The organism is Streptomyces sp. NBC_00873 (assembly GCF_045207415.1).
In the GTDB taxonomy this organism is placed as follows: Bacteria; Actinomycetota; Actinomycetes; order Streptomycetales; family Streptomycetaceae; genus Streptomyces.
This window is the reverse complement of sequence record NZ_CP108803.1, coordinates 8,333,054-8,351,429: the sequence shown is the minus strand read 5'-3', so window position 1 is coordinate 8,351,429 and position 18,376 is coordinate 8,333,054. Positions and strand designations below refer to the sequence as shown.

The 18,376-nt window shown below is 66.9% G+C and carries 17 protein-coding genes and 3 pseudogenes; 8 read left to right on the top strand and 12 right to left on the bottom strand.

Annotation, left to right across the window (positions count from 1 at the left end):
- Positions 1-359: 359 nt before the first annotated feature.
- Positions 360-1,553: pseudogene (locus tag OH809_RS38585) on the top strand (IS110 family transposase); the annotation flags it as partial.
- A 52-nt stretch (positions 1,554-1,605) separates the two neighbouring features.
- On the opposite strand, the gene OH809_RS38580 reads toward OH809_RS38585, so the two are convergent.
- Positions 1,606-2,028, bottom strand: a complete 423-nt coding sequence (locus tag OH809_RS38580; protein WP_406416519.1) for an ankyrin repeat domain-containing protein — start codon at positions 2,026-2,028, stop codon at positions 1,606-1,608.
- A gap of 402 nt (positions 2,029-2,430) precedes the next feature.
- On the opposite strand from OH809_RS38580, the pseudogene OH809_RS38575 reads away from it, so the two are divergent.
- Positions 2,431-2,804: pseudogene (locus tag OH809_RS38575) on the top strand (NUDIX hydrolase); the annotation flags it as partial.
- A gap of 416 nt (positions 2,805-3,220) precedes the next feature.
- Here OH809_RS38575 and OH809_RS38570 read toward each other — a convergent pair.
- The 5 genes and pseudogenes from OH809_RS38570 to OH809_RS38550 form a co-directional block, all read right to left on the bottom strand.
- Positions 3,221-4,701 (bottom strand): annotated as a pseudogene (locus OH809_RS38570) (aspartate ammonia-lyase).
- Between the two features lie 183 nt (positions 4,702-4,884).
- Positions 4,885-5,319, bottom strand: a complete 435-nt coding sequence (locus tag OH809_RS38565) for a hypothetical protein (protein WP_406416520.1) — start codon at positions 5,317-5,319, stop codon at positions 4,885-4,887.
- A 121-nt stretch (positions 5,320-5,440) separates the two neighbouring features.
- Positions 5,441-6,448 carry an arginase family protein gene (locus OH809_RS38560; protein WP_327241137.1) on the bottom strand — a complete coding sequence of 336 codons (1,008 nt, stop codon included), beginning with the start codon at positions 6,446-6,448 and terminating at the stop codon, positions 5,441-5,443.
- Positions 6,449-6,469: 21 nt separating this feature from the next.
- A complete protein-coding gene (locus tag OH809_RS38555; protein WP_406516133.1) occupies positions 6,470-6,682 on the bottom strand; it encodes a hypothetical protein in 213 nt (70 codons plus the stop codon).
- Complete coding sequence (locus OH809_RS38550; protein ID WP_406516132.1) at positions 6,637-7,812, bottom strand: MFS transporter; 1,176 nt, start codon at positions 7,810-7,812, stop codon at positions 6,637-6,639. Before OH809_RS38550 ends, OH809_RS38555 begins: the two co-directional genes overlap by 46 nt.
- Positions 7,813-8,060: 248 nt before the next feature.
- Here OH809_RS38550 and OH809_RS38545 point away from each other — a divergent pair, with 248 nt between their 5' ends.
- Positions 8,061-8,852, top strand: coding sequence for an FCD domain-containing protein (locus OH809_RS38545; RefSeq protein WP_406416524.1), 792 nt, complete (start codon positions 8,061-8,063; stop codon positions 8,850-8,852).
- 264 nt (positions 8,853-9,116) lie between these two features.
- Here OH809_RS38545 and OH809_RS38540 read toward each other — a convergent pair whose 3' ends face one another.
- Positions 9,117-9,974, bottom strand: a complete 858-nt coding sequence (locus tag OH809_RS38540; RefSeq protein WP_406516131.1) for an integrase core domain-containing protein — start codon at positions 9,972-9,974, stop codon at positions 9,117-9,119.
- Between the two features lie 107 nt (positions 9,975-10,081).
- Here OH809_RS38540 and OH809_RS38535 point away from each other — a divergent pair, with 107 nt between their 5' ends.
- From OH809_RS38535 to OH809_RS38525, 3 genes are all read left to right on the top strand, one after another.
- A complete protein-coding gene (locus tag OH809_RS38535) occupies positions 10,082-10,387 on the top strand; it encodes a transposase (protein WP_406416528.1) in 306 nt (101 codons plus the stop codon).
- A gap of 62 nt (positions 10,388-10,449) precedes the next feature.
- Positions 10,450-10,761, top strand: coding sequence for an IS3 family transposase (locus OH809_RS38530; protein ID WP_406416530.1), 312 nt, complete (start codon positions 10,450-10,452; stop codon positions 10,759-10,761).
- Between the two features lie 41 nt (positions 10,762-10,802).
- Complete coding sequence (locus tag OH809_RS38525) at positions 10,803-11,888, top strand: integrase core domain-containing protein (protein WP_406516130.1); 1,086 nt, start codon at positions 10,803-10,805, stop codon at positions 11,886-11,888.
- Between the two features lie 102 nt (positions 11,889-11,990).
- Here OH809_RS38525 and OH809_RS38520 read toward each other — a convergent pair whose 3' ends face one another.
- The 3 genes from OH809_RS38520 to OH809_RS38510 form a co-directional block, all read right to left on the bottom strand.
- The gene (locus OH809_RS38520; RefSeq protein ID WP_406516317.1) at positions 11,991-13,454 is read right to left on the bottom strand and encodes a UvrD-helicase domain-containing protein; all 1,464 of its coding nucleotides are present in this window, start codon (positions 13,452-13,454) and stop codon (positions 11,991-11,993) included.
- A gap of 244 nt (positions 13,455-13,698) precedes the next feature.
- Positions 13,699-14,568 (bottom strand): DUF6083 domain-containing protein, encoded by an 870-nt coding sequence (locus tag OH809_RS38515; RefSeq protein WP_406416532.1) that lies wholly within the window; start codon positions 14,566-14,568, stop codon positions 13,699-13,701.
- Between the two features lie 156 nt (positions 14,569-14,724).
- Positions 14,725-14,988 carry a helix-turn-helix transcriptional regulator gene (locus tag OH809_RS38510; protein ID WP_406416534.1) on the bottom strand — a complete coding sequence of 88 codons (264 nt, stop codon included), beginning with the start codon at positions 14,986-14,988 and terminating at the stop codon, positions 14,725-14,727.
- A gap of 185 nt (positions 14,989-15,173) precedes the next feature.
- Between OH809_RS38510 and OH809_RS38505 the strand changes: the two genes are divergently transcribed.
- Both OH809_RS38505 and OH809_RS38500 read left to right on the top strand, forming a co-directional pair.
- A complete protein-coding gene (locus tag OH809_RS38505; protein WP_406516129.1) occupies positions 15,174-16,274 on the top strand; it encodes a hypothetical protein in 1,101 nt (366 codons plus the stop codon).
- A 163-nt stretch (positions 16,275-16,437) separates the two neighbouring features.
- Positions 16,438-17,331, top strand: a complete 894-nt coding sequence (locus OH809_RS38500; RefSeq protein WP_406416538.1) for a carbon-nitrogen hydrolase family protein — start codon at positions 16,438-16,440, stop codon at positions 17,329-17,331.
- Positions 17,332-17,405: 74 nt separating this feature from the next.
- Here the strand turns inward: OH809_RS38500 and OH809_RS38495 are convergent, their stop codons facing one another.
- Both OH809_RS38495 and OH809_RS38490 read right to left on the bottom strand, forming a co-directional pair.
- The gene (locus OH809_RS38495) at positions 17,406-17,609 is read right to left on the bottom strand and encodes a cold-shock protein (RefSeq protein WP_358862110.1); all 204 of its coding nucleotides are present in this window, start codon (positions 17,607-17,609) and stop codon (positions 17,406-17,408) included.
- A gap of 266 nt (positions 17,610-17,875) precedes the next feature.
- Positions 17,876-18,358 (bottom strand): NUDIX hydrolase, encoded by a 483-nt coding sequence (locus OH809_RS38490; protein ID WP_406416539.1) that lies wholly within the window; start codon positions 18,356-18,358, stop codon positions 17,876-17,878.
- Positions 18,359-18,376: the final 18 nt, after the last annotated feature.

The window sequence follows — 18,376 nt, the reverse complement described above, 5'->3', positions numbered from 1 at the left end:
CGACTCGATACGCGCCCTAGTACCTCCGCATGATCGTCCGGCGGCAGGTCTTCGGATGGCTCCGGCGCAAACACCTCGGAGTCGGGTGGAAGGAACTCCGCCGCCGCTACTGCGACGGTGGATGGTGGCCGCACGACGGAGAAGTCGTCCTGTTCAACCCCGGGTCGGTAGTCACCACACGTTACCGACCCCGTGGAACGACGATTCCATCGCCATGGCCCAGTACAAGCTGAGGAGAGCAACTACCCAACGGGGCTTGTGGAGAGCCGGATGCGGGGCCAACTCGCACGTCCGGTTCGGGAGGGCGGCATGGAGAAACGGGCCGGGAGCAATCCCGAAACCGCGCTCCATGCCGACCCCACCACGATGTCGAGATCCAGGACGGGACCGGCCGGAAGCTGGCTGCCACGAAGCTGCCCGAAGGGGTGGAAGGCGTCGCCAAGCTCCACGAGCTCGTTGCCCGGCACGGTGGTGAGGACCTGGACCCTGCCGACGTGGTGGTGGGGATCGAGACGGACCGCGGCCCGTGGGTGCAGGCTCTGATCGCCGCGGGTTACCAGGTCTATGCGATCAACCCGAGGCAGGTAGCCCGGTTCAAGGAACGGTATGGAACCTCCGGCGCGAAGAGCGACAAGGGCGACGCCCACGCACTGGCGGACATGGTCCGCATCGACCGGGACCAGCTGCGACCGATGGCCGGGGACAGCGACGCCGCCCAGGCCGTGAAGGTCGTCGCCCGCGCCCACCAGACCCTGATCTGGGAACGCACCCGCACCTTCCAACGGCTTCGCAGCACGCTGCGCGAGTACTTCCCCGCCGCCCTGACCGCCTACGCCGGCCTCACCCTGACCAGCACCGACGCTCTCGAACTACTGGTCAAAGCCTCCACCCCGGCTACCGGGGCGAAACTGACCCGCACCCAGATCATCACCGTCCTGGCCCGCCACCGCCGCCGCAACCGCGACGCCAAAGCGGCCAGCATCCAAACCGCGCTGCGCGAGCGGCAGCTGGCTCTACCCGAGCAGGTCACCGCCGCCTACGCGGCCACCGCCACTGCTCATGCCCGGCTGATCATCGCGCTGAACGAGCAGATCGCCGAGCTGGAAGTCCAGGTGAAGGCCCATTTTCTGAAGCACCCGGACGCTGAGATCTACCTCTCGATGCCCGGCATCGGAGAAATCACCGGCGCCCGGGTGCTCGCCGAGTTCGGAGACGATCCCGACCGATACACCTGCGCGAAGGCCCGGAAGAACTACGCCGGCACCAGCCCGGTCACCCGGGCCTCCGGCAAGAGTCACACCGTCCAGGCCCGCTACGTCCGCAACAACCGGCTCGCCGACGCCCTCCAGACCCAGGCGTTCTCCGCCTTGCGCGCCTCACCCGGAGCCCGCCGCTACTACGACAAACAACGCACCCGCGAGATCGGCTACAACCCCGCGCTCCGCCAACTCGGCAACCGGCTCGTCGGCATCCTCCACGGTTGCCTCAAAACCCGCACCACCTACGACGAAGCAACCGCATGGTCACACCACGCCTACCCCCATCCCGCTTGACACCCCAACGACATGGGGTGTCTGACCTCAGACGTGGAAAGCGAGCCGACCTCTACGAGGAGAGTTCCTCTATGCGCGGCATATAGCCTGCTGCGTCATAGTTCGCGATCTTGTTAGCCAGGCCGCGCGGACTCACTCCGTGCGTGTTCTCGCGGTCGGGATCAGCACCAGCCGCAAGCAGTATCCGCAGCGTCGCGGCCTCGCCCCGGGAGTTGAACACTGCCGTCCACAACGCAGTGTTGCCATGCCGATCGGGCACGTCCACCGCTGCCCCGGCGCCCAGGAGAGCCTCGGAGACCTGCGGATTCTGGGCCTGCGCAGCGAAATGCAACGGCGTCCAGCCAGCATTGTCCGCAGCATCCGGATCAGCCCCAATCGCCACGAGCTCACGCAAACCATCAACATCACCGTCCGCGGCGGCATAGTGCACCGCCGTCCGGCCCATCCGATCCCGCCCCTGATCCCCTCGCGTCATGAACCACATCCTCCCCGGGCTTGACGGAAGAGATAGGGGCACCCCCCGGCCGCCGGAGCCCTGTGCCGCTACGCCTCGGAGTGGACCGCGACCAAACTGCGCTGGGACCTGGCCGTCGACGAGCTGGAGAAGAACCAGCTGCTGAAAATCGCAGCCGGCTGCAGCAGTGACACCGTCATCTACACCCCAGCACCCTAACCAAACACCGCGTGAAAAGGGGCCCTGGCGCCACCGGGGTCCTCCCCCACGAGCAAGGGCAGCGATAGCGAACGTGCCCCGACCTCCTCTCCCTATCGCCGCAGCTTTCGTTCCACCGCGTCTTCGTCCGCAACGCCCAGGAGGCCAGCAACCTGGGCGGGGAACTGACCGGACGCATCACGCACTTCGACCTGCCCGACCACGATTTGCGCCAACCCCGAAGTTCTGGTGTTCGACCACATCGGTATGCCGGAGGCTGGCACCCAAGTCCCTGCAGGAGGAGCCAAATCAGGCGAAAGACTGGAAGAAGCGGTCCTTCGAGAGGTCGCCGAGGAGACCGGTCTGCTGACAGCCACCGTGGTCCGGCAGATCGCCGTGGAGGACAAGCCCCATCCCGACACGGGTCAGCCACGACGAACCAGCTTCTTCTTCCTCCAGGCACCAGCAGACACCTACGATGCGTGGGACCACCAGGTCAACAGTGACGGAGACGACGCCGGCCTCACCTTGCCTGCCAGTTCCTCCCCCTTCCCCTGGAGCAACCACTGGCCGACGATCAGGACGCCTGGCTGGGCAGCCAACGGGCGCACCGCGCTGAGGGGCGGCACCAGGCGCACACTCGACTACGCCGCCGAAGTCACCGCTCCACGGGACATACCAACGGCTCTCAGGCAAGGACCTTCCATGCGCCTGAGGGCATCGCCTCCCCTCCGGGAAGCGCGGCCCTCGCTGTACCCGCGGCGCAGGTGTCAGCTGGGGCGAGCGCGATCAACTCTTCCCAGGACAGCGGCTCAAGATCGGACCTGGCAAGATCCAACCGCATCACCGCCCAGCCTCGCTCGCAGGCCGTCACCGGCAGCCCGAAGCGATCACCCTCCAATTACCCGCTGAAGGTTTACGCAGAGAGGTGCCGATGGCTGGAAAGTACCCGCCGAGGCGGTGTCCACAATCGCATGCGCTGGGCATAGCAGCTGGGTCAGCAGGCATGACCGGATCAGACATCCCTGGCCTCGACGGCGTGTTCACTTTGCAGGGTCGGGATGAGGGCCTCCGGGCGGAGGATGTCGGCGATTTGCTGTTCGGTGAGCAGGCCTTGCTCGACGACCAGAGCGCGGACACTGCGCCCGGTGGTGAGCGCGGCGGCGGCTACCTGGGTCGCAGCGGCGTAGCCGATGTGGGGGTTGAGAGCGGTCACGACTCCTATGGACTGTTCGACGACACGGCTCAGGTGCGCCTCGTTCGCCGTGATTCCGGCGATGCAGCGACTGGTCAGAGTGCGGCAGGCACTGGTCAGGTGGGTGATCGACTCGAACAGTGCGTGCGCGATGATCGGCTCGAAGGCATTGAGCTGCAGCTGCCCACCCTCGGCGGCCATGCTGATGGCGACGTCGTTGCCGACGACCTCGAAAGCGACCTGGTTGACGACCTCGGGGATCACCGGGTTGACCTTGCCGGGCATAATGCTCGATCCGGCCTGTACCGCAGGGAGATTGATTTCCGAGAGGCCGGTGCGGGGGCCCGAGGACAGCAGGCGCAGGTCGTTGCAGATCTTCGACAGCTTCACGGCGGTGCGCTTCAGTACCCCGGAAAGTTGCACGAATGCCCCGACGTCCTGCGTGGCTTCCACGAGATCGGCGGCGGTGGTGACCGACACACCGGAAATCTCCCGCAAGTATCGGCAGGCGAGCCCGGCGTAGCGGGGATGGGCGTTGAACCCGTGCCGATCGCTGTGCCACCAAGGTTGATCTCGCTGATCAGCTCTGCGGCTTCGAGCAGGCGCTCGGCGTCCTCGGCGACCATGACACCGTAGGCGCCGAATTCCTGTCCCAGGGTCATCGGAACCGCATCCTGCAGCTGGGTTCGGCCCATCTTCACCACGTCGGCGAACTCGACGGCCTTGGTGTTGAAGGCCTCGGACAGCTCGGCCATCGTGCCGTGCAGGCGACGGGTGGCGAACTGCAAAGCGATCTTGACGGCGGTTGGGTAGACGTCGTTGGTGGACTAGCTCATGTTGACGTGCTCGAGCGGGTGTATCACTGCGTAGTCCCCGCGGTCGCGGTGGAGGTGCTCCAGGGCGCGGTTGGCGATGACCTCGTTGGCGTTCATGTTCGTCGAGGTACCGGCTCCGCCCTGGATGACATCGACGACGAAGTGCTCGTGGAGGGAGCCTGCCCGGATGTCTTCGCAGGCGGCAGCGATCGCGTCAGCCTTGTCGGTGTCGAGTAGGCCGAGTTCCGCGTTACTGCGTGCCGCGGCCTGCTTCACGCACGCCAGCGCGACGATCAGGTCGGGATAGGTACTGATCGGGATCGCGGTGATCGGAAAGTTCTCGGTGGCGCGCAGGGTGTGGATGCCGAAGTATGCGTGGTTATCAACAGACCGGTCGCCGAGCAGGTCGTGCTCGACACGGATCCGGCCTGGCCGGAAATTGGCGTCCGCGTTGCCGGTGGTCGTGTGGGTGGTTGGGGCAGTCATGGTGTTTCGCTTCCTCGATGCCGATCAGTGGTGGACGGACAGTCCGCTCATGCGGCCGTGTCAGGGCTGATGAATGTGAGGCCACGGGCGAGGATGCCGCCGAGCCGGCCCACCTGGCCCGCTGGTGTGGTCCATATCGAGCGACTCCGCAGCCCGTCGCGGACTGGGGATCATCGGTGAATGTCAGGCCGAGCTGAAGCAGTACCGAGCCTTCGACGGCTGCAGGTCAGCGCCGACGACGACGCCCGGGGTGCCGTCGTCGTAGACCGACCCCGACCCGGCGCGAGTGGTGGAGACGAACACCCCGCCCTTGTCGACCGCCCGCCCACGCGCTGCCTGTTGCACAACGGCGGAGCAGGTGCGCGAATGGTTTGCCACGTTCGGCTCCCCGGAGTTCGACCTGACCGGCTGAACCGGCCCGAAAGTAACCACATCACGGGGCCGATGTCCGGCTGTCCGAGATGTCACCGGCACCGTGCCGGCTGTGACGATCCCGTCCACCTTGCACTGGTCGGCCAAGGCCTTGATCGGCAAGGCGTCGGCTTGGGCATAGCTGGAAACGATCTCTGCCGACGCCATGTCCACGGCGTCCACGGTCGACAGGTCGAACGGGGTCACCCAGTCCTCGGTACCGGCCTCGCCTGCGCGCGAGGTCCGCACTCGGTGCTCAACGACCATGCCGAGCGCGCCCAACCGGCCGCGCCTGGGAGCGCGGCCGGGTCCCGTGGACTGGGTGGGCTCAGCTCGCGTGCGAGGGTTCGGCAGCCTCGAGCCGGCCGTTCCTGCGCAGGTACGGCTCGCTGTCGGCCACTCGCGCCATGAACTCCACGCCCAGCTGGGCCCCGAGCAGGGACGTGTTGTTGGACCGGACATCGATCATCGGGTTGATCTCGACGATGTCGAAGCCGACGACATCGGCGTGCCGGGCGATGCCGAACAGCGTCTGCTTCATCTCCTCGTAGCCGAATCCGTCGGGCTCCGCCGAGGCGCATCCCGGGACGAGCGGCATGTCGAGGACGTCGATGTCCATGCTGACGTAGACGGCGGCACCCGCAGGGATCTTGTCCAGAAGTCGCTCCAGCCCGTGGCGACGGTACTGCTTCATGGTGATGACGTCGTTGCCGTGGCGCCGGGCGTCAGCGAGGTCGTCCTGGCTCATCCGCATGCTGCGCATGCCGACCTGCACCATCTGGCCGACCTGGTTCAGGGAGGACATCTTCCGCACCGGGCTGCCGTTGCCGTACTGGGCACCGTGCACAAACGGCCTGAAGTCGAGATGCGCGTCGAAGTGCAGCAAGATGACGGGCTGGTCGTAGGCGCGGACGACGCCGTAGGAGATGGCGTGGTCGCCGCCGTAAATGACCGGCAGCGCGCCGGCGTCCAGGATCTTGCGGACCGAGCGGGTGACGTTGTTCATCGTCTGCTCGGGGTTGGTGTAGACGATGTCGACGTCGCCGCAGTCGACGATGCGGTTGTTCTTGGTCTCGTGCACCAGGTACCGGCGGTCTTCATCGAGGTCGTAGTAGCCGCCGTGACGCTGGGTGGGGCCGTACTCGGCGTACCGGACGGACATCTCGCGGATCTGGCGCGGTGCCATGCGGGCACCGGGGTACCACGGCGAGCCCTCGTCGCTGGGAACACCCAGGATGGCTATGTCGGCGTCGAGTTCGTCGAGGTTACCCACGATCGGCGCCCGCATGAAGGACGGGATACCGGTGAACGGGAGGTTCAGCTTGGCTTCGGACATTGTGCTTCTCCGTTGTGCTTGTCAGCGAATCTGTGTGGATGTCAGCGGACGGGTGGCTGCGGCGGGGTCCGCTTTGATCTCGAGTGGCTTGATGTCCCCGACCATGAAGAGGTAGATGAGGCAGCCGACGATGGCGATGCCCGCAGCGGCGAGCAGTCCGCCGACGAACGAGCCGGTGCTGCTGTAGATCAGGCCGATGACGAACGGGCTGGCGACGCCCGCGAGATTGGACACCGAGTTCTGGACGCCCACGACCGTGTCGAGAGCGGCGCGATGTCGGCGGGCAGCGTCACGATGCTCGACGTAGCGAAGGTGACCCCGCCAAAGGACAGGGACAGCAGGGCGAGCGCCACGATGCTGCTGTCGACCACGGCGGCCAGGCCGATGAGCGCGGACACCAGCATGCCGGCGATGATGCAGGACTTACGGGCGAACGTCAGGCTGTGGCCACGCCGGACCAGTGCGTCCGAGGCCCAGCCGCCCGCGAAGTTGCCGATGAAAGCGACGATTGCCGGGATCATGCCGAACACGCCCAGCGAGAGCAGGGAGAATCCGCGGGCCTCGACGAGATACGACGGGAACCAGGTGATGAAGAAGTAGATCACGAAGGACTGGCAGGAGAACCCCAGCGCCATCCCCCATACCGTTCGGTACCGCAGCAAGTCGCGCCAGCGCAGCTGCGGCGCGTCGTCGGATTCGTCAGCGTCCTGGTCTTGGCCAGCCTCGATGTAGGCGAGCTCCGCCTCATTGGCCTTCGGGTGCTTGCGGGGATCGCGGTACATCTTCAGCCAGAACACCACCCAGATCAGGCCGAACGCACCAGTGATGAGAAACGAGCCGCGCCACCCGAAAGCCGCGATCAGCGCGGTCACCATCGGGGTGGCGAGCAGTGTGCCGCCTCGCGCTCCGCTGTCGTAGATCCCCGAAGCCGTGCCCCGCTCCTGGCTGGGGAACCATCTTTCCACGACCTTGGTGCAGGCCGGGAACGCAGCTGCCTCACCGACGCCGAGCAGCAGCCGGGCGCCGATCAGCGAGCCGGCCCCGCGGACGGCTGCCATGGCGACAGTGATGAGCGACCACCACGCGACGGCTACGGCATACAGCATTCGGCTGCCGAAGCGATCGACGAGCCAGCCCATCGGTATCTGGAAAAGGGAGTATGTCCAGAAGAAGGCGCCGAGCAGTAGACCCGAGAGTGCTGGATCGATGTGCAGGTCCTTGGTCATGTACGGAAGCGCGACCGAAATGTTGGCCCGGTCCACATAGGCAATGGTCAGACCGGCAAAGGCCAGCCAGATCATGAACCACCTGACACGGGAGCGGCGCTCCGTGGGAGGGGCCGCAGCCCCGGTAGAAGTGGTCATCACATCTCCTCTTGGAGAGACGTCTGAGCCGCCACGTATGCGTACCGACGTCAGGCGGTCATCCGGTCCGCCGCCTCCGCAAGGTTGGCGGCGCTCACTCGATGGCGAGGAGTCTGCCCCGAGCGACAGGCGTCCGTCAATAGTGACCGACTACTGTCTCCTTTGGTGGTCAGCAATCAGAAATGGCATACTGACTACTGGACTCTTGAGACTGCACAACGGTTCAAACCGCCGCAATAAGGAGCACTGTGAGCGAAGCGGTACACGACGCACCCTCTACGCCGAGCTGGCTGGACGACAACACCAGCGACGCACTGCTCATCGCCATCGACGAGGTCGGCAGCCCGGTGGGCGCCCGGCAGATCAGTGCCGCGCTGGCCGAGCGGGGACGGCACCTGTCCGAATCCACCGTTGCACGACGACTGCGCCACCTCGATGCCGAGGGCCTGACCCTGCAGATCGGGGTCAAGGGCCGCGTCCTCACCGATGCGGGAAACCGAGCGGTCGAGCGTCTGCGACGCACCTCCCGCAGTGCAAGCCTGGTGTCGGCGTCCGAGGTGCGCACCGCTCAGGACGTGGTCAACCTACTCAAGGCCCGGCGGGCGATCGAACCCGAGGCCGTACGGGACGCCACTACGCACATCTCCGATGCCGAACTCGCCGCCCTGAGCACGGTCGTGGCCGAGCATCGCAACCGGGCCAGCGCCAAAGAGCGGCCTCCCCGGGACATCGCGCTCACATTCCACCGCCTACTGAGCGCGCCCGCACAAAACCCCCTGGTGCAGGCAATGGTCGGCATCGTGCTCGATGACAGCCATGATCACGTCGAGGCGGCGCTGGACGTCATCCTGGAGGCGCATCACCACAGTGCCGTCAGCGTGTCCGAACATGAAGCCATCATCGAAGCCATGGCCCAGCGTGACGCAGAGCGCGCCGCCGACCTGATGCGAACCCACCTCGACCGGCTACTCGAAGAGGTCGACACCTTCATCACCCGCTACGACTCTGAGCTACTCGAACGCCTCCTTCGCCTGCCTTGAGATCTCCTCCCCGTCCACTGGACGGGGACGTGCATCTTCACGCCGAAGCGGGAGCGGATCACCTCGCGCACCCGCTCCCTGGTCCACAGACCGAAGTCCAACTCGAGCTGTCGGGGGTCCTGGTGCGCGATCAGGCGACAGAGCTCCCGCTGCTCATCAGTAGTCAGCTTCGGGGGCGCGCCGGGAGCCTTGCGCTCCTTGAGGGCGTCCCCGTGGGGCTCAAATACGGGATTCGGCCCGCTGATCTGCGGGTTCGTAGCGGTGTCAACTGGCGATCTGGTACTCGTTAATGATTCCGCCAGGGACCGCTGTGCGGCGGACGCGGTGCTCGGCAAGGTCGATGGGGCGCGGAGGTCCGGCTTCAGCTTGCGATGGACAGAGCTGGCTCAGTGCGCGGTGAGGCCGGTGCCCGTTGTAGTGCTCCAGGTAACTGGTGAGGGTTCGGCGCAGGTGCCGTTCGTTGAGGATGAGAGTCCGGTCGAGGACCTCACGGCGCAGGGTGCCGATGAGCCTTTCGCAGTGTGCGTTCGCCTTCGGGACATGGGGCGGCCTTTTGAGGACGCGCAGTCCGACGTTGGCGAAGACGGCGTCGAGGGCGTCGGTGAACTGGCCGCCGCGGTCACGGATCAGGAACCTGATGCTTGCGATGTTCATGCCGGTGTCCATGAGGAAGTTGCGGGCGGCCTGGGTGGTCCATGGGCCGGTGGGGTTGGCGGTGACGCCGAGCAGGTGCGCACGGCGGCTGCCGTGTTCGAGCACGACCAGGGCGTAGATGCGTTTGAGGTTGATGGTGTCGACGTGCAGGAAGTCGACGGCGACGATGTGCTCGGCCTGGGCTGCGAGGAACTGCCTCCAGGTTGGTCCGGTACGACGTGGGGCGGGGTCGATGCCGGCCTGGTTGAGGATGTTCCACACGGTGGAGGCGGCCATCTTGTGGCCGAGGCGGGTGAGTTCGCCGTGGATGCGCCGATGGCCCCATCCCGGGTTCTCGGCCGCCACGCGCAAGACCAGGGCTTTGACTGCGGGGCCCGTGGGCGGGCGTCCGGGGCGGCGACGCCGGCTGTAGTCCCACTTCTTCGCGACGAGTTTGCGGTGCCAGGCCAGCAGCGTGGCCGGGGTCATCGGGAAGACCTGGGCCCAGCGGCGGCGCGTTATCAGGCCTGAAGTTCCCCCTCTGAAGTGGACAGCCTGATACTGGGACGGATAGGTCCCGGAGGAAGCAGTCCAGGTTGAGTGGCAAGAGCAACATGAGCAAGCGGTACACGTCGGAGTTCAAGCGGGACGCGGTGGCACTGGTCCGTTCGTCGGGGCGGAATGTCACCGAGGTCGCCCGGGAACTCGGTGTGAGTCCGGAGGGTCTTCGCGGCTGGGTGAAGCAGGCGAAGGTTGACCGCGGCGAGGGGGCGCCCGGCTCGCTGACCACGGCGGAGAAGGAAGAGCTCCAGCGGCTGCGCAGGGAGAACCGGGAACAGCAGCAGACGATCGAGATCTTGAAAAAAGCAGCGGCCTTCTTCGCGAAGGAGACGATGAAGTAGGCACTCTGTGCCGTTTCATCGACGCGGAGAAGGCCGCCGAGGCCAACCCCGACGGCTATAGCGTGGCCCTGCTGTGCCGCGTCACGGGGATCAACCGCTCCACCTACTACTCGTGGCTGGCGGACCATCCGGCAGCGGCCGAACGGCAGTGTGCCGAGGACGAGTTGACCGAGGAGATCCGCGAGATCCACGCCTCCTCGCGGGGTGCCTACGGTGTTCCGCGCGTGCACGCCGCGCTGCGGCGCAAGGGCCATACGATCAACCGGAAGAAAGTCGAGCGAATCATGCGCGAGCGCGACATCCGCGGCGTCACCCGCCGCAGGCTGTCCCGCTCGAAAATACGATTTAGCGGCTGTGGCCTGCACGTTTGCTGATCCTGGCGACAAGGCCTCGACTGGCCTGCGACGATCTGCGGATGTCGCTGTCGGTCGTCGCCACGCTCGTCCGGAATCTGATCACCGTGCCCGCTGCCGTACTGCGCAGCCGTATGGCCAAAGGTGTGGAAGTTCTCGCGCTCCGGCATGAGAACGCGGTACTGCGCCGGCAGATCGCCCGGGTCTGCTACGAGCCCGCCGACCGGATCTGGCTCGCCGCACTCTCCCGGCTGATCCCGCGCGAACGCTGGCGCCAGGTCTTCGCGGTCACCCCCACCACACTGCTGGCCTGGCACCGTCAACTCCTCGCCCGCAAGTGGGCGTTCACCCAACGCCGCCGCCCCGGCCGACCCTCCACCGCGCCCGCCGTCAAGCAGCTCATTCCGCGCCTGGCCCGCGAGAACAACACCTGGGGCCACCGCCGGATTCAAGGCGAACTCGCCCGCCTGGGCTACGCGATCGCCCCGTCCACAGTCTGGGAGATCCTGCATGCCACCGGCATCGACCCCGCCCCGCAGCGCTCCGGGCCGACCTGGCGCCAGTTCCTCACCGCCCAGGCCCACGGCATCATCGCCGCCGACTTCCTCCACCTCGACACCGTGTCACTCAAGCGCCTCTACGCCCTGGTCGTCATCGAGCACGGCACCCGGCACCTCCACCTCGCCGGCGTCACCGCCCATCCCACCGCGCAATGGACCGTCCAGCAGGCCAGGAACCTCGCCGTGATCCTGGACCGCCCCATCGACTCGCTGCGTTTCCTCCTCCGGGACCGGGACAGCAAGTACACCCGTGCCTTCGACGCCGTCTTCGAGGCCGACGGCGTGGAGATTCTGCTCAGCCCACCACGGGCACCCAAAGCGAACGCGATCTGCGAGCGAGTCGTGGGCACCCTCCGCCGCGAGCTCCTCGACCGCATGCTGATCTACAACGAGACCCACGCCGTGAAAGTACTGACCGAGTACATCCAGCACTACAACGGACACCGTCCCCACCAATCCCGCCAGCAGCTACCCCCGGACAGCGACCAACCGTCCAACCCGGCCGCCATCACCGACCTCCAGGCCCACCGGATCCGGCGACAACCCATCCTCGGAGGATTGATCAACCAGTATCACCGCGCCGCCTGACCAAACGACACCACCGCAGCTCACAGCACCGAATCGCATTTTCGAGCGGGACAGGGTCGGTTGCGAATAGTCGTGCTGCGGCAGTAGAGCGGTTTGTCTGTGTCATGCGAGGCTGCCGTCGGGGTGGTGGTTGATCCACGCGAGGCCCCCGATGTCAAGGCGGTGGCGGGCTCGTGTGACCGCTACGTAGGCGAGCCGGGCCTCGCCGTCGTCGATGGGCCCGGGAAGGGGTTGGCCCTTGTCGTCGTGCTCGTCGCTGTCCGGCGGCGGGGTGAAGTCGTCAGCGATTCGTACACGCGGCCATTCACGCCCTTTGGCTTTGTGCGCGGTGGAGACGGTCACCTCGGCTGTGTGTTCGTCGTTGAGCTGGTCGATTGCACGGAGGATAGTGGTGGTGCCGTGGGTGTCGACGAGGTCGACGAGTGGCTGGAGGTCGCCGCCGGCCGGATCGTGGCCGGCGTAGTCCTGCAGTTCGCCCCAGGTCGGGAAGAGGACGAGCTCGGGGTGAGATGTGCGGCGGCCCTCTTTGAGGTCGTTGGCGGCCCGGGCCAAGGCCCGCAGCGCTTCCCCTCCCCCGACCAGAGCTACGCGGTGGCCCATTTCGAGTAGCTGCATGACTTCGCGCATGGCGCCCACGTTGGTCCGGCACAGGACAGCGTCGGGGACCCCGACGGGGCCAAGCTCGGTGGGGACCGTCTCGGTTCCTTCGAGACGCAGGGGCGCGTCGGCGATGGTGAGCCACCGGTTGGCTTCAGCTGCGAGGCGAGGGCCGAAGCGGAAGGACTTGGACAGGGTGAGTTGTGTGGCGTGGAAGGTGGCCATGACTTCGCGTGCTCCACGCCATTGGTAGATGGCTTGTGCGGAGTCGCCGACCATCACCAGCTGGGCGTGGCTGCGCTGGTTGAGGAAGACTTCCTCGACTACGGGGTTGGTGTCCTGTGCTTCGTCCAGGAGCAGGAAGTCGGTGTTGATTTTCGGCTCGATGAGGGCCCAGGTCTTGAGGTAGTGGTCGTGGTCGAAGCGCACGGCACCGTCGTTAGTTTGTTGGAGGTCCGTCCAGGCTAGGCGGGCGAACGGCACGATGTGTTCGCCGAGTTGGGTGTGCAGGTCGGGGTCTTCGAGGCCGCGCAGACGGGGCACGTGGTGCCGGGTGATGGTGGGGTCGGCGGAGTGGCAGAAGCTGGTCACGGTGCGCAGGGTGGCGTAGGAGAGGGCCTTGGGTGACAGGTCGCGTTCGCCGATGCGGATGGTTTTGGTGATGCCGAGTGCCTGGCCTGTCTGCCAGGCAGGACGTCTGGGGGCGTTCAGCCGCCGGACGTAGTGGTGGCCAATGGTTGCGAAGGCCAGGGCGTGGGCGGTTTTGCAGGTGACGGTGGAAGGGAAGCGGGCAGCGGCGTCCTGGGCGATGGCTCTGTTGTAGGCGAGGTAGCGGCCGCGGCGGCGGGTGTGGTGGGCAAGAAAGGCGAGGGTGCTGGTCTTGCCTGTGCCGGCGCCTGCTTGGAGGGCGAGGTGGTCGCCGGCGTGGAAGGCGTCGGCTGCGGCGGTTTGTTCGTCGGTGGGATTCAGGTTGAGCACCCTGGTACTCCGTCGGTATGCGGGGGCGTGGGTGAACGTATGCGCGGAAGCGGTCAGCTATTGCGGCGGGATGAGGTGTTCAAAAGTCGTTCCAGGGCGATGTCGAGCCTGTGGAGCGTTTTCGGCCGCGGGGGGGTGCCAGCGCCCGGGGCGCGGTATGGGTAGGCGGATTCACGCGCCGGCTCCTGGAGCGTTGCCTCGGTGGGCTTCGGCCGTGCGTGGTCGTGTGCGGTTCTCATGTCCGTGCCTGGGTCCGGTGGTGTCGGACTGTGGTGGGCAGGCGGTTGTGGATGTGCTGGTGGTGCAGCAGTGGGTCGAAGGCTTCCCAGTCGCAGAGTGCGAGGTCGGCTGCGCCTGGGGCGGCGGCGTGGTCGGGGCAGCGTTGGTGGTACCAGCGCAGCTGTTCCGCGTAGGGCAGGTGGGTGAGGTCGTAGACGGCCATCAGGCCGTCCGGGATGGCGAGTTGTCTGCGTCCTGTGGTGGCGGGGGCGAGTGTCCATGTGCCGGCCGGTGCACTGGGGCTGAGGACGGGGCGGGTGCAGCGGTGGCGGAGCCGGGTCTGGGCTACGCATTGGATGGTGTCGATGGGCTGGGCGGCGAGGTAGCGGGTGTGGAGGAGCAGGACGATGGGCCGGGCCGGGCGGCAGGGCTCCGGGGCGGCTGCGATTGGGGCTGTGTCCGGTGCGGGTGGGGTGAGGGTGCCGGTGTCGAGGAGTCGGCGGGTGTGGAGGGCGAGGTGGCGGCGCAGTGCGGCGATCTGCGGGGTAAGGGGGGTGGGGGCGGGGTGTGCGGGGCACAGGGAGAGGTGAGGGATGCGGCACCAGGGGGTGCCGTCGTCGGCGGGGTGGGCGATGCCGGAGCTGGCGTGCCAACGGCTGGCGGCCGGAACGGTGGTGGCGTCGAGTTCTTGCGGGTGGAGGCTGACGGGGTGGTTGTCGGGGCGGGTGTACCAGTCGATGCGGTTGCCGCAGTCGCGACAGCGACTGGGCTGGGCGCTGCGCACGAGGCGGGTGGGGCTGTCGGCGGCGACGCGCAGGGCCCGCTGGCGGTGGGGGCGGTTGGGGGCTCCGTCCCATCGGCGGCCGGATGAGGCAATGGAGGACATGGGCGTGAAGGTGACAGGCGCCGCGCCGCAGCTGCGGTCAGCGTGCCGGATTGTCCTGCGGATGGCTCAATACGGCGGGACTGATGTGCGGTTTCCCGTAAGGGAGTTCCCATCGGTGACTGGATCGGGTGATCCTCAGCACCAGTGCCGGTGGTGCTATTCGGCGGACCCGGCGGGCGGCTCGTGCCCTTCGCAGAGGGTGGCGAAGAGGTGGTCGACGGGCACGTCGAGGGCGTGGGCGAGGGCGTGCCAGGTCTTGAGGGATCCGATGGTGCGGCCCTGCTCGATTTCGATGAGGGTGCGTCTGGCCAGGCCGGTGCGGCGGGCGAGTTCGTCGTAGGTCCAGCCGCGTTCGCTCCTCAGTCGCGCGAGCTCCAGGCGGAGGGCGGTGAGGTTCGGGTCGGGCGGGAAGGTTGTCACTCCCCCATCCGAAGGTGCAGACCCCTGCCCTGTCAGTGCAGACCTCTGCCCTATTTCCGCAGGTCGTCGCGTCGCACGCGAGGGCAGACGTCTGCACTACGGTGTGCGGCCAGCACCCCGCTCCCCCACCCGCACAAGCGGGACACGGACTGGTACCCGACGAAGGTAGGAGGAAGACGCGCCTCATGAGGCTGTGCACGACGCATCTAGTGGGGCAGCGCACCTGGACCGTGGAACTGCGCCCAGAGCGCGGCGGACCGACGCTCTACTGCCCGCAGTGCCCGCCCGGCACCCCGCCCGTGCGGGCTGCGGCGCCCCAGGCGCTGGCACACCTGGCCCGGCATGCACGCCGCGACGCGTTGCCCCAGCATCTGCGTACCTGTCAGTGCGACGCGCGCGGCTGTAGCTGGCATCCGCGTCACCGCGGCTGCGCAGGTCCGGTCCTGCTCGTCCTCACCCGGGAACACGGCGGCCGCCTCTGGCGGCTCGCCGATGTCTGCGCCGCCTGCGCGGCGGCCACCACACACGCCGCTGTCGTACCCGACACCGCGCTTCCCGCCTCGTCGGCAACTCGCACGGCACCGACCAGGAACCGGGCACGGAGCCGACGGGAGCATCGCGGTCCGTCCGAGCAGGTCCGTGTGCGCGAGATGCTCAGCTACCTCGCCGCAGCTCTCCCCACGCAGACCACCGCCGCGGCCCGCCTGCTGGCCCTGCAGTGCGCCTTGCGCTCCAATGCAGCCGGGTATGTACACATCCCCACCGGACTGCTCCGCGGCATGCGGCTCGACTTCCACACCACCACCCCGCACAAGGAACTGCGGGACGCCCACTGGCTGCACTACCCCGCCCGCCCCGGCACCGGGCGGGCGGGTTTCACCGCGCAGCTGCTGGACGCCGCGGTACGCACGCAGGCCCCGGCACGGCGCGACCGGGCCCGCGCAGCTGACTGGGCCCTGCGCACCTGCCCAGCAGCGCGGTTCCGCCCACTCGGCCCGCTCCCGCGCCTACTGGCACTCGTGCTCACCGCCCACCTCCCGGCCGGCAGCCCCCAGGCGCCCGTACTTGCCGAGGGAGACCTACTCGCCCGGATGCGCGGTCTCAACCCACCGGAACTCGTCCACGTACTCGACCTGCTCGTCGACACAGATTTCCTGCAGTCCTGGGCATACGGCCCCAACCCCGAAGACGTGCAGTGGGAGTTCGCGCTACCGGATCCGTTCCCCTTCAGCCAAGGACCAGGCCGCAGAGCCTGTGCCGGCATCCCAGTCCCTGGGACGGTCTGAGCAGCAATATAGAGAGCCTCACTCAAAGGAGCGTTGGTGGAATCCATACGGCGCGCTCGGCCAAAGGGGAGCAGCCTCAGGCCATGCGGGAAATCAACGGAATTGCTTTCAGCGCAGCGCGACCGTCCGCGGTAGAAGTGCGGGCCTGGCGTATCGTTTTCGCGTGGCCAGGACATTGCGGTTGGCGGTTGCGCAGAGCACGGTGCCGAGGGATCCGACCGACCTTGGATCCCTGCGGGCGAGCGGGGCAGAGATCCGTGGCCTGATGCGTGAGGCAAGCAGGGCCGGAGCGCGCCTCGTGCAGTTCCCGGAAGGCGCGATCACCTACCCGGACAAGCACGTAATGTCGGCAGGGGAACCGGGGACGCTCACCGTGTCGGACTGGAGCCGGGTCGCGTGGGATGTGCTGCGTGAGGAAGGGGAGTTGATCGCTGACCTGGCAGGTGAGCTCGGCCTCTGGGCGGCTTTCGGGTCGATCCATCCGCTCACGCCGCCGAACCGGCCGCACAACAGCCTGTACGTGGTGTCCGACCAGGGCCGTCTCGTCGCCCGGTATGACAAGCGGTACCTGTCCTCCACCGAGGTGTCGTACATGTACACCCCGGGGATCCATCCGCTCGTCTTCGAGGTTGCTGGCATCCGGTTCGGGTGCGCGCTGTGCATCGAGGTCAACTTCCCCGAACTGTTCGCCGAGTACGAGCGCTTGGGCGTGGACTGCGTACTTGTGTCGCTCATGGTCGACAATGCGGCGCGGGCCGTCATCGCGCAGGCATACGGAGCGCTGTACAGCTACTGGATCGGCTACTCGATCCCGGCGCAGTTCAGCACCACTGTGCCCTCCGGGATCATCGCCCCCGGAGGGCGCTGGCTCGCCCGCTGCCCAGCCGACGGCCGGCCCTCGCTGACCATCGCGGACCTCGACCTGGGTGCGACAGACCCGGACATCAATGAGGCGGTCCGCCTCGCCCGGCCCTGGCGCCGCTCAGCACGAGCAGGCCTTTACAACACCAAGACCGTTCAGGGCGACCCGCGCAGCGATACACGCACCGCGTTCTGACGGGCTCGCCCCGAGAGTCGTCTTACGGAGCGGATGGTGTGCATGACACCGTCCGCTCTTGCGGTGCCGTCGTCTCAACCGCGGATGATGTTCTCCGCCTGTGGGCCCTTCTGCCCCTGCCCGATGTCGAAGGTCACCTGCTCGCCCTCGGTGAGCTCGCGGTAGCCGCTACCGGAAATGTTCGAGTAGTGCGCGAAGACGTCTGGACCCCCGCCGTCCTGCGCAATGAAGCCGAAGCCCTTTTCGGAGTTGAACCACTTCACCGTTCCGCTGGCCATGCCTCATCCTTCGATCGGTCCTGGGACGCCCAGGCGCGAGCGTTCCAGCTGCCGTCACATCCCGGCACCCGGACGCTGTCCTACCCCGCTGTTCGCCCGCCTACCCCACCCTGGAGCCCCTGCCCCAGAGCGGCAGAGGAACCCCGGCGGACCGCCGGTCGAGAGGGGTGGTTCTGATCCGCCGATCCTGGCCTGCGTCAGCAACTGCACTGCGGTCAGCTATCGTGCGCTGGCCACCGTCTGCACACAGCAGCAAGCGGAACTGGTTACTCCCCGTCAGGGCAGACAAAACGGCAGTCTGTGCTGTCGCTCAGCGCGTGCTCGATGAGAAGGTGCGTCGCTGTGTTCAGAGCCGGAAGTTCCGCCGGGGAAAACCATGCAACGTCGATTGATTCGTCATCATTCACTTTTGCCTCACCGCCGACGGGTCGACAGCGGAAGGTGACGTTGAGGTATTGCGATCTGTCTCGGTTCAGATGGATCAGCGGAGGTTCGGCGTACACGCTGGAGACATATTCGGGGACCACGCGAACACCTGTTTCCTCAAAGACTTCCCGAACAATGCCGGCCGCAGGCTGTTCACCCGGTTCAAGGATGCCGCTGATCGCGGACCACAGTCCGGTGTCCCTCCGACGGTTCAGCAGGATGCGACCAGTCTCGTCGACGACTACGGCAGTGACACTGGGTAGCCACAGCAGGTCGTGGCCTACGGATCGGCGAAGTTGGGCTACGAAATCTGGAATGGGCATTCTGTAACCCTAGAGCGC